Raw genomic sequence first — 16,681 nt, 5'->3', positions numbered from 1 at the left:
AGTATAAAAGCGTTTTGCCTAATATTTTAATAACTTTGCCGATATCTCTTTGTATTATTCTTTAATTATTGAAATAATTATGCCAGTGATCTTAGGAATTGAATCATCATGTGATGAAACATCAGCATCCGTTTGTGTTGATGGTCAAATTTTATCTAATGTGATTGCCAATCAAACTGTTCATGAAGCATTTGGTGGTGTAGTACCCGAACTGGCTTCCCGTGTTCACCAACAAAACATCATTCCCGCTGTCCATAAGGCGATAAGCGACGCTAAAATAAGCAAAAAAGATATAAATGCAGTGGCTTTTACACGCGGTCCGGGCCTTTTAGGCTCTCTTTTGGTGGGCACATCTTTTGCAAAATCTTTCGCCTTGGGGTTAAATATTCCCCTTATCGATGTAAATCATATGCAGGCTCATATTTTGGCTCATTTTATCGATGATCCCAAGCCTCAATTCCCATTTTTATGCCTCACTGTTTCAGGAGGACATACGCAAATAGTTAAAGTAAACGACTATTTTGACATGGAACTCATTGGCCAAACTACCGATGATGCTGCCGGAGAAGCCTTTGATAAGGCAGCTAAGATGTTAGGCTTACCTTATCCCGGCGGGCCATTAATTGACAAGTATGCAAAAGAGGGAAATCCTAATGCTTATCAATTCCCTGAGCCGCAAATTCCTGGGTTAAATTTTAGTTTCAGTGGTTTAAAAACCGCTTTCCTCTATTTTGTAAGAGACAAACAAAAAGAGAACCCAAACTTTTTGGAAGAAAATATGGCCGATGTATGCGCATCAATTCAATACAGGATCATTTCGGTGTTAATTAACAAATTAAAGAAAGCAGTGAAAGAAACGGGGATTAATCAGGTTGCTATTGCAGGAGGTGTTTCAGCAAATTCTGGTTTGAGAAATGCATTGCTTGAGGCCGAAAAAAAATGGAAATGGCAAGTATTTATTCCACAATTTCAATACTGCACAGATAATGCTGCCATGATTGCCATAGTGGGCTATCATAAATACTTAAAAGGAGAATTTGTTGGACAAGAAGTAAGTCCTTTAGCTCGTTGGAGTGTTTAATAAGTTAAACTTTCAACTTTGAGTTAGTATCATGACACTCATTTGCGACTACCATTTCCAACTCAATTATCTCATAAAAACTGCAAGCCTTATGAAGTACTCATAAGGCTTGCAGTTTAATAATGATTGGCAGTCTTAATTAAAATTTAACTGAATTCAATCTTGCATCTATCAGCAAGCCTTCAGCTGCCTTAAGGTCATACTTAATTTTCTTCTTCGCCTTAAAACGTAAAACAAACAAATCTTGTGTACCTTTTAAAGTTTCCTTATTGCCAACGTTCACAAAAGTAGGATATAGCCCTTTTTTACCATCGGTATGTAGTCTGTCATTGGTTAAGTTTTCCATCCCTTTCGTGTTTAGCGTTTTAACGCCTACAAACTCATAATCTAACGAATTATAAGGCAATGCAAAACTCAGGGCGTTTACCGCAGAAAGATTTACACCTTTAACCGTAATTTCTATTACTTCATCCTTATTATAGTCCTGTTTTGGGACCCTTAATTCGAGGCGTCCTCCTACTTTTTCTGTTTTAGTGCCATCTATACCCCCTTCCAATTGAGTTGCCACAACAGAGATATCGTAAGCATCAATAATATCGTTTTTATTGATATCACCATTGCTGATATAACCTTCAAAATCAGCATCCCCTTTCTGTAGTCCGGTATAGTTGATGTAAGAAGTTAAGTCATTACCATCAATTAATCGGTCGTTATTAATATCACCCGGTATATAACTTTCTGTTCCAGGTACTTTAAACACATACAATTCTCTGCCCGAACCGAAGCCTCCAACACCACTGGTAACAGCAATTTTGATGTAACGCGCACTTGGCTGACCGCTAAACGTAAATGTTTTTACATCATTATTACCTTTCCAATCAAACGTTCCAGCATTAGTCCATGTTTCTTTGTTATTACTGTAGTAGATGGTGCCTTTTAATAACACACCATTTCTCCCGCCTGTACGAGGCAAGTATTCAAACCTGTCTAACTGATTAATTGATTTTAAATCGAGCACCATATCAAATGGTACTGACTGTCTATCCCACTTGGTATGCCACGTATTACCTTCATCCAAATCAAAAAGATTTTTAATTTCTTCACCTACTTGGTCTGTGGCAGTTGTCTCACCAGAAATACCCTTAATGGCAAATTGCAACGGGTTAGCGGTAGTTGTTGCGCTAAATTGCTCCCAGTTTGAATAACCATCCTTATTTACCGCACGTATCTTAAACGCATACGTAGTTTCAGGAGATAATTCTTCGAATAATAACATGGTATCTTTAATAGTACTATAATTCATGTCATTAAACATTATCTCGTAGTAATCGGCATTAACTACTTTAGTCCAGGTAGACTTTAATGTATATGGCCCACGGTTTTTATCTGTTACTTTTGCATTAAGCGGGGCTGATAATACACCGGTTTGTACACGTTGTTTATTTAAAGGTTCAAATTTAAATCCTTGAATTTCAACAATTGTACCATTAGCGGAGATATCATTTGGGGCTAATTTTACTAAAAACTGTGGATTTTTAGCAATGGTAACTTTCTCAAATTCACTGCCTTTTGTTGCAAATTGATTTAAGTTTGGGGAAGCATTGTAGTAGTAAACATTTTCTGAATTGATAAAATCACTTAATGATTTTGCTTCTGAAAGTTTTAATTTCTGCTGCCCAATTTTTGCAGAAACATCTTTAGGCTTTTCTGTAACATTAATTCTAAGCTCTGTAGCTTTTGATTTTACAAAACCTTCAAAATTACCTTGTGCCGGTTGAATTGAAATAATTGCGTTACCCTTATCACCAGTCAGTGTTTCAATTACGGTAGAAACACCAGTACCCCATTTGTAGGCCTCACTTACACCGTCATCATCATACTCTGTAAACGAATTTTTTCCACTGGCATAAATTTCATAAGTACGTATTTTATTGTTGATTTCAGAAACGTTATTGCTTGGATTACTCATTGGAATAATAGCTCCGTTTTTTACGAAAACTGGTAATTTCCATATAGGCGCATCGAAATCATTGATAATTCTGTTCCCTTCATATTTTTCTCCAGTGAAATAATCAATCCATGTTCCCTCAGGCAAATAAATACCATTTCTAATATCATTACCTTTTTCATCTGACTTGGTTGCCTGATAAATAGGAGCAATCAAAAAATATGGCCCGTACAAGTACTGATATTTAGTTGCAGCACTATGAGTATACGCATTCGGATACTCAAGGAACATTGCTCTGATTATTGGCAAATCATTTATTGCTTGTTTAGCAATACTATAGGAGTATGGTAAAAGCGCTGATTTTAGCTTTAAATAGTTACGATTAATTGAAGTAGCTGATTCACCAAGAGCTTGCGGGTATTTTTCATTAGCACCCCAACCATCCATATTGAGCTGCATAGGTGTAAAGGTTTTCCATTGGAAATCGCGAATGTTAACTGCTGCATTTCTTCCTCCGAAAATACCATCCATATCTGAAGTGATATTAGGCTGACCGGATAAGCCGGAGCCTATGTAAGTTGGAATATGAAAACGGATATATTCCCAAACACCACCGGTTTGGTCGCCAGTCCAAATAGTAGCATAACGCTGCGTTCCTGCCCACCCGTCTAACGAAATAATAAATGGCCTGCTGTTATTTCCATAATAAGGGGTAATATGTGCCACATCAGCCACACCATTTAATCCAAAAGAATAACCATCGCCAACCCAGGCCACATCTGTTTTAAGCACACGAACACCGGCGTCTTTTACTTCTTTAACAATATCTCTTTGCAAAAGAGGGGTAACCTCAGGTTTAGGATGGAGGTCAGATTGCGTCCAGAGACCAATTTCTACCCCATTTTTGCGTGCATAATCTCCAAAGCTTTTAAGATTTTGAATATTTCCATCTAAGGTTCCTGTTTGTCCGTAGCCAGCACCATAACCATCATTAGGAAGTATCCAGCCTAATGGCATATCCTGTTTTTTATAGCGATCGATAACTGCGCGGGCTGAAAACTGATAATTATTTTTTTCGCCATTAAGCGATTCCTTTATGCCACCATTATCTTTTTGGCTTTCTTTGTATTTCTTACCGTCCTCAAATAAAACTCCATTGGTATCTTCTTTCCAAAAATCACGATTATATGCATTCAGATGTCCCTGATAAAATCCAAACTTGGGTAACAAAACTGGACTTCCCGTGAGTTGATAAAAATCGTTTAAAAGCGCTACCGGGCCATCATTGACCATTACAAAAAGATCGAGATAATTGGTTTCGTGCATTAATTTTACAACACCTTTTTCTTTTGCACCGAAATCATACTTTCCTTTTTTAAAAGTATGCCACATGATGCCATAACCATTTGTAGACCAATAGTACGGACAGGGAGAAGCTACACCGCCATCAGTCCAACTATTTTGATTTTCAATAGAGATGGCTTTCCCTTTATGTGAAAAACGACCGTTTTGAACTCCTCCGCCATAAAAATATTCTTGCGGCTGCTCTTTTAAAGACATTACAACACTCTGTTTTTCAAAAATAACTGGCGTTGTTGATTCCAGGACAACAGAATTTCTTTTGCGGTTAATAACTTTAAAAGTTGAAGTATTCTTATCTATTAAAACCGAAATATCTTTTGTGTTGATAGAGATAAGATTATTTTCATCGGTGAAATTTACTTTTTCAATGGGTTTTCTTGGATTATCAACCAAAATTTTTGCCTCAGGAACAGCTTCCGGGTCACGAATAATTCTTCCAGAATTATCCCTAAAAAGTCTAAAGATGTTTTCCCCGTAAAAGTCGAAGGTCAAATTCTCATTATTAGCAAATACTACCTCTATTGTAGAAGGATTAATCTTTTGGACCTTAACAACTTTTGTGGCAGGTTGATTTTCTATTCTTACAGCGTTTTGTCTTTGTATCCCATGTGCCTTTGGGTTCGGCAGCATTATGACAAATGCAAGCAATAGAATAGCTCTGGTTTGTACTATACTATTCAATTTATTATGGTTTTAATTACAGATTTTATCAAATTTATTAATCACGTTAAATAATCTTAACAAAGTATTAATGAATAGATAAAATTATTAAAAGCCTGTAGAATAATTGGGTATAGCTAAAGTATAATAAAAAAGATACGTAATCGATTGCGTAAATAAATTTAATCAATTTTAGTATTGGGGAGACTGCTTAAAAGCTTACTCCACAACTTTTGTACTTGATGCTTAAAAGCCGATTGGAAAATTTGACACCAAAATAAATTGATTTAATAAAATAGCTAATTAAAAATAAAGTTGAAAAATAGGGCAGATGAAAGTTCCTAAAAAACGAAAGGGAACCTTTGTTGGGTTCCCTTCGTATAAAAATCGGCACCGACCTACTCTCCCACCTGTTACGGCAGTACCATCGGCTCTGGCGGGCTTAACTTCTCTGTTCGGAATGGGAAGAGGTGGACACCGCCGATATAGGCACCTGAATATCTTTTCAGTTCTGTTTCGACATATTGTTGAAAGAAGTTACTGCTGTTTTTTGGTAAACGAGGCTTTCTTTTCAGAAAGTTTCGGAGAATTAGTACTACTCGACTGTGATGTTACCACCTTTACATCTGTAGCCTATCAACGTGGTCATCTTCCACGATCCTGTATGGATATCTCATCTTGTGGTGAGTTTCGCACTTAGATGCTTTCAGCGCTTATCTCGACCGAACGTAGCTACTCAGCAGTACAGCTGGCGCCATAACTGATTCACTAGCGGTTCGTCCAACCCGGTCCTCTCGTACTAAGGTCAGGTCCACTCAAATATCCTACGCCCACAACAGATAGGGACCGAACTGTCTCGCGACGTTCTGAACCCAGCTCGCGTGCCACTTTAATCGGCGAACAGCCGAACCCTTGGGACCTTCTCCAGCCCCAGGATGTGACGAGCCGACATCGAGGTGCCAAACCTCCCCGTCGATATGAGCTCTTGGGGGAGATCAGCCTGTTATCCCCAGCGTACCTTTTATCCTTTGAGCGATGGCCCTTCCATGCAGAACCACCGGATCACTATATCCTACTTTCGTACCTGATCGGCTTGTCGGCCTCACAGTCAAGCATGCTTTTGCTATTGCACTCCACGTACGGTTACCAAGCGTACTGAGCATACCTTTGAAAGCCTCCGTTACTCTTTTGGAGGCGACCACCCCAGTCAAACTACCCACCACACAATGTCCCCCACGTCCGCGGGGTTAGACACCGAATACAGAAAGGGTGGTATTTCAACGTTGACTCCACGAATCCTAGCGAACCCGCTTCATAGTCTCCCACCTATCCTACACATCCTGTACCCAATGTCAATGTGAAGTTGTAGTGAAGGTGCATGGGGTCTTTCCGTCCCGTTGCGGGTAACCGGCGTCTTCACCGATACCACAATTTCACCGAGCTCATGGCTGAGACAGCGTCCAGATCGTTACACCATTCGTGCAGGTCGGAACTTACCCGACAAGGAATTTCGCTACCTTAGGACCGTTATAGTTACGGCCGCCGTTTACTGGGGCTTCGATTCAATGCTTCGCCTTGCGACTAACATCCCCTCTTAACCTTCCAGCACCGGGCAGGTGTCAGGCCTTATACCTCATCTTTCGATTTTGCAAAGCCATGTGTTTTTGTTAAACAGTCGCCTGGACCTTTTCACTGCGGCCCCCGTTAAGGGGCGCCCCTTCTCCCGAAGTTACAGGGCCATTTTGCCGAGTTCCTTAGCCATGATTCACTCGAGCACCTTAGGATTCTCTCCTCGACTACCTGTGTCGGTTTGCGGTACGGGTATCTATAACCTGAAGTTTAGAGGATTTTCTCGGCAGCCTTTAGGATCACTATCCGCGCCCCCGTAGGTTTGCGGTACTTTCAGCTTTCTCCATCACTCACGGATTTGCCTATGAATGATATAGGTACGGCCTTTAACGAACTATTCCGTCAGTTCGCGGATCTTTCACCACTGCGTCTCCCCATCACAATTATAGATAGTATGGGAATATTAACCCATTGTCCATCGGCTTCGCCCTTCGGCTACACCTTAGGCCCCGACTAACCCTGATCCGATTAGCGTTGATCAGGAAACCTTAGTCTTTCGGTGTGCAGGTTTCTCGCCTGCATTATCGTTACTTATGCCTACATTTGCTTTTCTAACCGCTCCAGCATTTCTGACGAAATACCTTCACCGCTGTTAGAATGCTCTCCTACCATAATACAGAGTATTATCCATAGCTTCGGTAATATACTTGATGCCCGATTATTATCCATGCCCGATCGCTCGACTAGTGAGCTGTTACGCACTCTTTAAATGAATGGCTGCTTCCAAGCCAACATCCTAGCTGTCTATGCAATCGGACCCCGTTAGTTCAACTTAGTATATATTTGGGGACCTTAGCTGATGGTCTGGGTTCTTTCCCTCTCGGCCTTGGACCTTAGCACCCAAAGCCTCACTCCAGCGTATATGTGTCTAGCATTCGGAGTTTATCTGGATTTGGTAGGATTTGACTCCCCCGCATCCAATTAGTAGCTCTACCTCTAGCACACTCAACCGCCAGGCTGTTCCTAAAAACATTTCGGAGAGTACGAGCTATTTCCCAGTTTGATTAGCCTTTCACCCCTACCCTCAAGTCATCCGAATACTTTTCAACGTAAACCGGTTCGGACCTCCATTACATGTTACTGCAACTTCATCCTGCTCAAGGGTAGATCACAAGGTTTCGCGTCTACTCCCACTGACTATGCGCCCTATTCAGACTCGCTTTCGCTTCGGCTCCGGATCTGAAATCCTTAACCTTGCCAGTGAGAAGTAACTCGTAGGCTCATTATGCAAAAGGCACGCCGTCACAGCTTTTGCTGCTCCGACCGCTTGTAAGCGCACGGTTTCAGGTTCTATTGCACTCCCCTGTTCGGGGTTCTTTTCACCTTTCCTTCACAGTACTTGTTCACTATCGGTCTCTCAGTAGTATTTAGCCTTACCAGATGGTGCTGGCAGATTCCCACAAGGCGTCTCCGACCTCGCGGTACTCAGGATACAGTTAGGTATAACAATCTTACCAATACACGGCTGTCACGTTCTATGGCTGCTCTTCCCAAAGCATTCTTGTTCTTTTGTTAAGTCCACGGCACTGTCCTACAACCCCCATATTGCCGTAACAATATAGGTTTGGGCTCTTTCGCGTTCGCTCGCCACTACTTACGAAATCACTATTGTTTTCTCTTCCTCTGCTTACTTAGATGTTTCAGTTCGGCAGGTTAGCGTATTTATACAATCAGTCTTCAACTGATTAGGTTTCCCCATTCGGAAATCATCGGATCAATTCGTATTTGCCAATCCCCGATGCTTATCGCAGCTTATCACGTCCTTCATCGCCTCTGAGAGCCAAGGCATCCCCCGTGCGCCCTTAGTAACTTTCTTTTATTACTAAGACTTGCGTCTTAATGCTTACATTATAGAAATTAATCTATCTGTTGCTCGTTTACCTTTTCAGGTAACTTCTTTCAATATGTCAAAGAACTTCATGAACCCTTTGGTTCAGTGTGGAGAATAACGGATTCGAACCGTTGACCCCCTGCGTGCAAGGCAGGTGCTCTAGCCAGCTGAGCTAATTCCCCAAGTTAAGTGCGCTTGTTTCCGCTTTATCGTTTCCTGCGCTTTGGTAGTCCCGAGCAGACTTGAACTGCTGACCCCTACATTATCAGTGTAGTGCTCTAACCAAACTGAGCTACGGGACTTTGGATTGTTCCTGCAGGCAGTAGGCTTGTTCATTCATCTACCCTTCCTACCGGTACTTGGGTTTTCTCTTGTTGAAGTGTTGAAATGAGATTGTATAGCGCAGCAGCTAGTGATAACTGCTATCCTTCTCTAGAAAGGAGGTATTCCAGCCGCACCTTCCGGTACGGCTACCTTGTTACGACTTAGCCCTAATTACCAGTTTTGCCCTAAACCGCTCCTTGCGGCTACAGTCTTTAGGCACCCCCAGCTTTCATGGCTTGACGGGCGGTGTGTACAAGGCCCGGGAACGTATTCACCGCGTCATTGCTGATACGCGATTACTAGCGAATCCAACTTCATGAGGTCGAGTTGCAGACCTCAATCCGAACTGTGAATGGCTTTTTGAGATTGGCTTCATATTGCTATGTCGCAGCCCTCTGTACCATCCATTGTAGCACGTGTGTAGCCCCGGACGTAAGGGCCATGATGACTTGACGTCGTCCCCTCCTTCCTCTCTACTTGCGTAGGCAGTCTGTTTAGAGTCCCCATCTTAATGCTGGCAACTAAACATAGGGGTTGCGCTCGTTGCGGGACTTAACCCAACACCTCACGGCACGAGCTGACGACAGCCATGCAGCACCTAGTTTCGTGTGATTGCTCACTAATCTATTTCTAGATTATTCACTAACTTTCAAGCCCGGGTAAGGTTCCTCGCGTATCATCGAATTAAACCACATGCTCCTCCGCTTGTGCGGGCCCCCGTCAATTCCTTTGAGTTTCAATCTTGCGACCGTACTCCCCAGGTGGATTACTTAACGCTTTCGCTTAGCCGCCGACTGTATATCGCCGACAGCGAGTAATCATCGTTTAGGGCGTGGACTACCAGGGTATCTAATCCTGTTTGATCCCCACGCTTTCGTGCCTCAGCGTCAGTTACACTTTAGTGAGCTGCCTTCGCAATCGGTGTTCTGTGACATATCTATGCATTTCACCGCTACTTGTCACATTCCGCCCACTTCATCTGTACTCAAGCGAACCAGTATCAAAGGCAGTTCTACAGTTGAGCTGCAGGCTTTCACCTCTGACTTAATTCGCCGCCTACGCACCCTTTAAACCCAATAAATCCGGATAACGCTTGGATCCTCCGTATTACCGCGGCTGCTGGCACGGAGTTAGCCGATCCTTATTCTTCGGGTACCTTCAACTCATTACACGTAATGAGGTTTATTCCCCGACAAAAGCAGTTTACAACCCGTAGGGCCGTCATCCTGCACGCGGCATGGCTGGTTCAGACTTGCGTCCATTGACCAATATTCCTTACTGCTGCCTCCCGTAGGAGTCTGGTCCGTGTCTCAGTACCAGTGTGGGGGACCATCCTCTCAGATCCCCTATGCATCGTAGCCTTGGTAAGCCGTTACCTTACCAACTAGCTAATGCAACGCATGCCCATCTCTAATCACCTTAGTTTTAACAGTTAAATGATGCCATTCTGCTGTTTTATGCGGTATTAATCTCCCTTTCGGAAGGCTATCCCCCAATTAGAGGTAGGTTGCATACGTGTTACGCACCCGTGCGCCACTTTCATGAAGAGCAAGCTCCTCAATCTCGTTCGACTTGCATGTATTAGGCCTGCCGCTAGCGTTCATCCTGAGCCAGGATCAAACTCTCCGTTGTATACTTTAAGTTTGTTCCTTGTATCTTGCGATACAGGTGGTTCCGAAGAACCATTGTCTCTTGGATTGACAGTTATTGTATGCTAGCTTCTTGTATTGCTACAAGTTGCTGCGCTATTCTCATCTCTTCAAAGAACGTTCGGTTAACCGCTGTTAACCTGTCGTGGATAGTACCGGAGTCGAACCGATTCGTCTTGCGACTTCCCTGTATCCTTCGTCGTTTTTTCTTTCTTCTTTTTCGCTGCCGACCTTCCGTCTCAGCGGGGCTGCAAAGGTAAGCATCTTTTTGACTTCTGCAAGAACTTTTTTAACTTTTTTTTCTCGCTTTTCTGCTTTCGATTCCTCTTCAGGCCAGTTTTTCAATTTCTTCCGCTGTTGACTTCCTCATCAGCGTCCCCGTCGTTTCGGGAGTGCAAAGGTGAAACTTTTTTTCTCTTCTGCCAAATTTATTTTAAAATAATTTTTGGCGCTCTTTTTAAGTTTCCAGATGGCTTTCCTCCTGCTCGCTCCCCCTCACCTGTCCTTCCGTCCCTCAAATCCTCCCGCCCTCCTTCCGATTGCGGAGCGCAAAAGTACGACTCTTTTCCGTTCCTCCAAATCCTTTCTCCCCCTTTTTCCGCCATCACCCCCTAACACCCTGGAGCACTGCAGGAAAAACTTCAAAAAGAATTAAAATGATAGTTTATTTCCACTTCTACTATCTATTAAGAGACTCTGTTCTCTGCTATATATAGTATTGATAGGTCTTCATAAGCAGTTATCAACTATAATTCTCCCTAATATTTCTTTTAAACAAGCACTCTACTACTAATGCAAACTAATGGCGACACTCCTTATATTATATACATGACATTATATTATATATATAGAAGTTATAACAAAAAGTTGCCTTGATAACAAGAAACTATTCATCTCTGCGTTATATATTGCGAAGCATAATAGCTACTGGGCTTATATAATTATACATATTAACCAATTGATATAAATAAAATTAAAATCTATCTTTGCAGGATGTTTAAAACTGAATCTATTAAACGCATATATATATTTGGAGCAATTTCTATTGCTGTACTTAGCGGCTGTAAGAGTAAGTATGAGAAGCTGAAAGAAAGTGGAGACAACTTGCAGAAGTACGAGAAGGCTGTGGAGTACTTTAATAAAGGAAGAGAATTAGTAAAAAACAAGAAAAGCGGAAGTTTCACTTATTTTCAACGTGCGCACGATTTGTACGAGTCGTTGCTGGTTCCTTATAGAGGAACTGCCAAAGCCGAAGATGTTTCCTATGGTATGGCTTATAGCACTTACTTTTTAGGAGCCGATTTAATGGATGCTCGTTTTCAGTTTAAAACATTGGCAGATGAATTCCCGGGAGGTAAGTATGCCGAAGAAGCTCGGTTTATGGCTGCAAAATGTTTATATGAAGAATCCCCTTCAGCTTATTCGTTAGACCAAGCCAGTACCTATAAAGCATTAGAAGCTATTCAGCTTTTTGTTGAGCTTTATCCTCAGAGCAAAAAAGTAACAGAATGCAACCGAATGATTGATGCTCTGAGAAACAAATTGGAATCAAAGTCATTCCAAAATGCTAAATTGTATTTAACTATTGGTGAATATAAATCAGCAGTAATTGCATTTAGAAACTCTTTAAGAGATTTCCCAGATACACCTTACCGCGAAGAGATTGAGTTCTTGATTGTAAAGAGCAATTATTTGTATGCTAAAAATAGTATTGAGCAAAGACAGGAAGAACGCTACAATATTACTGTTGACTCATACAACTCATTTGCTGAAACATTTCCGGAAAGCCGTTACTTAAAAGAAGCCAAACAGTACTATACTGCTTCAGTAAAGCAACTGGAAATTATTACTAAGGCTCAACAAAGTACAGAAAACAAACAAGTAAATAATCAATAATTTAGAATATACGAATATGTCTAATTTAAAAAGTACCGTTCCTAATTCGACAGTAACTCGTGATGTGAGAATGCTTGATAAAGATACCGACAACATTTACGAAAGTGTTGTTGTTATTTCAAAAAGAGCAAATCAAATCTCATCTGCTCTTAAAGAGGAGTTAGGAAACAAATTATCGGAGTTTGCAACTTCGAATGACAACCTGGAAGAAGTGTTTGAAAACAGAGAGCAAATCGAAATCTCTAAATATTACGAGCGCCTTCCAAAGCCTACCTTAATTGCAACACAGGAATTTCTGGATGATAGAGTTTACTTCAGAAATCCTTCAAAAGAAAATAACTAATGAAAGGCAGCTTAGCTGCCTTTTTTAGTTTTACACCTCTTTGATTGTCTTAAACTTATTTCTAATTTCTTTTTTGTTCTCAATCATTTTTCACGCATTTTTGATTAATGCTATCATCTAAAAAAATATTGATTGGAATATGCGGAAGTATTGCAGCATATAAATCTGCAGAACTGATACGCCTATTCATAAAGTCGGGAGCGGAAGTAAAAGTGGTAATGACTCAAAGCGCTGTAGAGTTCATTACCCCTTTAACAATAGCTACGCTTTCAAAAAATCCGGTAAACAAAGATTTTGTAAAAAACGACGCTGGAGAATGGACCAACCATGTTGAACTTGGTCTTTGGGCAGATGCCTTTATTATTGCCCCGGCAAGTGCCAATAGCATTGCAAAGTTTGCCAATGGTATTTGTGATAATTTACTCTCGGCTGTTTACCTTTCAGCTAAATGTCCGGTTTATTTTGCTCCCGCCATGGACTTAGACATGTGGAAGCATCCATCAACTCAAAAAAATATTGGCAAACTGGTAGCTTATGGTAACACATTGATAAAACCTACACACGGCGAACTGGCAAGTGGATTAATTGGCGAAGGTCGTATGGCCGAACCGGAAGATATTTTTGATTTTCTACAAATTCAGCTGAATGCAGAAAAGCCTCTGTTAAATAAAAACATTTTGGTTACTGCAGGCCCTACTTATGAAGCTATTGATCCGGTTAGATTTATCGGCAATCATTCAAGTGGAAAGATGGGATTTGCTCTTGCGGAAGAACTAGCCGATCAAGGTGCTCATGTAACCCTTATTAGCGGGCCTACTCATTTGCTGACAAATCACAAAAATATATCAATAAAGCGAGTAACGTCGGCAGGTGAAATGTTCGAGCAATGTGTTCGTTATTTTCCATCAGTAGATATTGCCATAATGAGCGCAGCCGTTGCTGATTACACTCCCGTCGAAGTGGCGACTCAGAAAATAAAAAAAACAGAAAATGAGTTTTCTTTATCACTCACCAAAACCAAAGATATTTTAGCTGAGCTTGGAAAACTTAAAAAACCGGAACAGCTTCTGGTAGGTTTTGCCTTGGAAACAACTAATGAAATCGAAAACGCTACCGGAAAGCTGAAAAAGAAAAATCTTGACTTTATCGTACTTAATTCATTGAATGATAAAGGAGCAGGTTTTCAGGGAGATACCAATAAGATTACTATATTGGACAAAAATGGAAAAACTGAAACCTTTGAGCTAAAAACCAAACAAGAGGTAGCTCAAGATATTGTAAACAAAATTGTATCAACTTTACATGCTTAAACGAATTATTATTCCATTATTCGGCGCTCTCCTACTTAGTTTTAGCTCTTTTGCTCAAGATTTAAACTGTCGTGTTTCAGTAGTTTTCGCCAAGGTCTCTACTCAGGATACCCGTGTTTTTCAAACATTGGAAACCCAGATAACCAATTTCATGAATGGTAAAAAATGGGCTAATGATAATATTCAACCACAAGAGCGCATTGAAGCAAGCATAATAATTACTGTTAACAATTGGGATGGAAGTTCGCAATTTGATGCAAGTGCACAAATTCAATCCTCCCGCCCAGTTTATGGAACCTCTTATAATACACCTGTTTTAAATATTCAAGATCGCGATTGGAAGTTCACTTACTCAGAGCTTGAAACGCTTGAATACAGTGAAAACTCGTCTAACAATAGCAACTTGGCTATGTTACTAGCATTTTATGCGAATATTATTGTTGGGATGGATTACGATACATTTTCTTTAGAGGGTGGAACGCCTAATTTCACTAAGGCCCAAAATGTGGTTAATCAGGCTCAAAATTCACCTTTCGTTGGGTGGAAAGCCTTTGAAAACAATACTAATCGTTATTGGCTGGCCGAAAATTTATTAAACGGAATGTTTAAGCCTGTAAGAGACGCCAATTACGTTTACCATCGCAAGGGATTAGATGCATTTAATTCGAACATTGATAAAGGAAGAGGCGATCTGCTAAACTCGCTCCTTTTATTTGAAAGACCTTACAGAGATAAACCAACCGCTTTTATTTTTTCGGTTTTCTTTACTGCCAAAAACGAAGAGATAGCCCATATATTGCAAAAGGCTGATATAACGCAGAAAACTAAAATTTTAGCCGTGCTAAAAAATGTAGATCCATCAAACTATAGTAAATACGAGCAAGGAAGTAAAAATTAAACGTTCGTTTTTTTTACCTTAGCGCCTCAAAATTTAGAGCTGTTTTATTGTGATAAACCGTCTTTCAATTCGTAATTATGCGATAATTGATAAACTCGACATAGAGTTTTCAAACCATCTTTCAATTATAACCGGAGAAACCGGAGCCGGAAAATCCATTATATTAGGAGCACTGGGATTGATTTTGGGTGAACGAGCTGACTCTAAATCGCTATTTAAAGGTGATATTAAATGTGTAATTGAAGGTGCATTTGATATTGCAAAATACGCTATTCAGGATTTCTTTGTTGAAAACGACATAGATTATGACCATAGTACTATTATTCGCAGAGAGATTACTACTGATGGACGCTCAAGAGCATTTGTAAATGATACGCCGGTAAATCTGACTCTATTAAAAGAGTTGGGTGAACAATTAATCGATATTCACTCTCAACACCAGACCCTACAGATAAATTCATCTGCATTTCAATTATTAGTTGTTGATGGATTTGCTCAACATAAGGAAGAAGTAGCGCAGTTTAAACAACGCTTTAAAGCTTTCAAACAACAGCAACAGCAACTTACTACCTTAATTGAACGAAGTAATGAGGGTAAGTCAGAAATTGACTATTTACAATTTCAATTCAACGAACTTGAATCGGCAAAATTAACTGAAGGTGAACAAAGTGAGCTAGAAAATGAGCAACAATTGCTATCGCATGCTGCAGAAATAAAAGGCAACCTATCAAATACAGCATTCCTGCTTAATGAGGGTGAAACACCTGTTATTGGACAGTTAAAGGAAGCCGTTCATCATATTTCAACATTAGAGAAATACAATCCTCAGCTAGCCTCAATTGCAGAACGTTTACGCAGCGTGCAAATTGAGTTAAAAGATGTAGCCGCTGAAATTGAAGGACTATCTGAACGAACTCTTATTGATCCTGAACGACTGGATTTTGTTAATGAACGCTTAGACCTAATTTATCGCTTACAACAAAAACATAAGCTGACTTCAATAACTGAATTATTGACCTTCCAGGCATCACTTAATGAGAAAATTTTGAGTGTCAGTAATGTTGACGAAGAAATAGAGCGCTTACAAAAGCAATTGGCAGAAGAGTTTGACAAATTGATTCAGTTAGCTAAAAAGTTGTCAAATCAACGTCTTAAAGCTGTTGAGTCAGTTGAACAACAGGTAAATCATTTGTTGAAAGAATTAGGTCTTAACAATGCTATTTTTAAAATAGAAATTCAACTCTTGTCTGATGACCAAATTACTGCAAGCGGATTGGATCTAGTTAAGTTCTTGTTCTCAGCTAATCAAGGATTTCAACCACAGGAGCTTCATAAAGTTGCCTCGGGTGGAGAGTTATCAAGATTAATGTTGGCTATCAAAGGTCTTTCTGCTAAATATAATGCCTTACCAACCATTGTATTTGACGAAATTGACACCGGTGTATCTGGCGAAGTGGCTAAAAAAGTAGGTAATGTAATGCATAAATATGCAGATAACATGCAGGTAATTACCATTACCCATCTTCCTCAAATTGCAAGCAAAGGACAATCGCATTTCTTTGTTTACAAGGAAAGTAAAAACGGACAAACCACTACAAGCATCCGAAAATTGAACCAGGAAGAACGTATAAAAGAGATTGCCGTAATGTTGAGTGGCGAGAATCCGGGGGAAAATGCCTTATTAAATGCCCGGGAGCTTTTAACTCAAGCCAACTAATCTTTTGCGGGAATTTTATTTAATAATATTCAT

The 16,681-nt window shown here is 40.4% G+C and carries 8 protein-coding genes, 2 tRNA genes and 3 rRNA genes; 6 read left to right on the top strand and 7 right to left on the bottom strand.

Going from position 1 to position 16,681, the window contains the following annotated elements; translation table 11 throughout:
- The first annotated feature begins 79 nt into the window (after positions 1-79).
- A complete protein-coding gene (gene tsaD / locus L2B55_RS04870; RefSeq protein ID WP_237849158.1) occupies positions 80-1,081 on the top strand; it encodes a tRNA (adenosine(37)-N6)-threonylcarbamoyltransferase complex transferase subunit TsaD in 1,002 nt (333 codons plus the stop codon).
- A 139-nt stretch (positions 1,082-1,220) separates the two neighbouring features.
- Here tsaD and L2B55_RS04865 read toward each other — a convergent pair whose 3' ends face one another.
- From L2B55_RS04865 to L2B55_RS04835, 7 genes are all read right to left on the bottom strand, one after another.
- Entirely contained in the window at positions 1,221-5,072 is a 3,852-nt protein-coding gene (locus tag L2B55_RS04865; RefSeq protein ID WP_237849157.1) for a TIM-barrel domain-containing protein, read from the bottom strand.
- A gap of 364 nt (positions 5,073-5,436) precedes the next feature.
- Positions 5,437-5,548, bottom strand: a 5S ribosomal RNA gene (gene rrf, locus L2B55_RS04860).
- Positions 5,549-5,621: 73 nt separating this feature from the next.
- Positions 5,622-8,496: ribosomal RNA gene (locus L2B55_RS04855) — 23S ribosomal RNA — on the bottom strand.
- Between the two features lie 123 nt (positions 8,497-8,619).
- Positions 8,620-8,693 (bottom strand) — tRNA-Ala (locus tag L2B55_RS04850).
- 42 nt (positions 8,694-8,735) lie between these two features.
- Positions 8,736-8,813 (bottom strand) — tRNA-Ile (locus tag L2B55_RS04845).
- Positions 8,814-8,947: 134 nt separating this feature from the next.
- Positions 8,948-10,467 (bottom strand): 16S ribosomal RNA (locus L2B55_RS04840).
- The 16S, 23S and 5S rRNA genes sit together here with 2 tRNA genes alongside, the layout of an rRNA operon.
- Before the next feature lie 152 nt (positions 10,468-10,619).
- The gene (locus L2B55_RS04835) at positions 10,620-10,829 is read right to left on the bottom strand and encodes a hypothetical protein (RefSeq protein WP_237849156.1); all 210 of its coding nucleotides are present in this window, start codon (positions 10,827-10,829) and stop codon (positions 10,620-10,622) included.
- Positions 10,830-11,477: 648 nt separating this feature from the next.
- Between L2B55_RS04835 and L2B55_RS04830 the strand changes: the two genes are divergently transcribed.
- From L2B55_RS04830 to recN, 5 genes are all read left to right on the top strand, one after another.
- Positions 11,478-12,380, top strand: coding sequence for an outer membrane protein assembly factor BamD (locus tag L2B55_RS04830; protein ID WP_237849155.1), 903 nt, complete (start codon positions 11,478-11,480; stop codon positions 12,378-12,380).
- Between the two features lie 16 nt (positions 12,381-12,396).
- The gene (locus tag L2B55_RS04825) at positions 12,397-12,723 is read left to right on the top strand and encodes a DNA-directed RNA polymerase subunit omega (protein WP_237849154.1); all 327 of its coding nucleotides are present in this window, start codon (positions 12,397-12,399) and stop codon (positions 12,721-12,723) included.
- Positions 12,724-12,830: 107 nt separating this feature from the next.
- Positions 12,831-14,033, top strand: coding sequence for a bifunctional phosphopantothenoylcysteine decarboxylase/phosphopantothenate--cysteine ligase CoaBC (coaBC, locus tag L2B55_RS04820; protein ID WP_237849153.1), 1,203 nt, complete (start codon positions 12,831-12,833; stop codon positions 14,031-14,033).
- Positions 14,026-14,931: a type IX secretion system protein PorD gene (gene porD / locus L2B55_RS04815; RefSeq protein ID WP_237849152.1), complete on the top strand. Its 906-nt coding sequence runs from the start codon at positions 14,026-14,028 to the stop codon at positions 14,929-14,931. Before coaBC ends, porD begins: the two co-directional genes overlap by 8 nt.
- A 49-nt stretch (positions 14,932-14,980) precedes the next feature.
- Entirely contained in the window at positions 14,981-16,648 is a 1,668-nt protein-coding gene (recN, locus tag L2B55_RS04810; protein ID WP_237849151.1) for a DNA repair protein RecN, read from the top strand.
- Positions 16,649-16,681 lie beyond the last annotated feature (33 nt).

Origin of the sequence: Solitalea lacus, from assembly GCF_022014595.1 — a bacterium.
Classification (GTDB): domain Bacteria; phylum Bacteroidota; class Bacteroidia; order Sphingobacteriales; family Sphingobacteriaceae; genus Solitalea; species Solitalea lacus.
Note: the sequence above shows the minus strand (reverse complement) of the source record. Positions and strands in the feature narration are given on the sequence as shown.

Coding starts and splice junctions, on each gene's coding strand:
- L2B55_RS04825 (WP_237849154.1), top strand. CDS start 12,397: ATGTCTAATTTAAAAAGTACCGTTCCTAATTCGACAGTAACTCGTGAT.
- L2B55_RS04830 (WP_237849155.1), top strand. CDS start 11,478: ATGTTTAAAACTGAATCTATTAAACGCATATATATATTTGGAGCAATT.
- porD (WP_237849152.1), top strand. CDS start 14,026: ATGCTTAAACGAATTATTATTCCATTATTCGGCGCTCTCCTACTTAGT.
- tsaD (WP_237849158.1), top strand. CDS start 80: ATGCCAGTGATCTTAGGAATTGAATCATCATGTGATGAAACATCAGCA.
- coaBC (WP_237849153.1), top strand. CDS start 12,831: ATGCTATCATCTAAAAAAATATTGATTGGAATATGCGGAAGTATTGCA.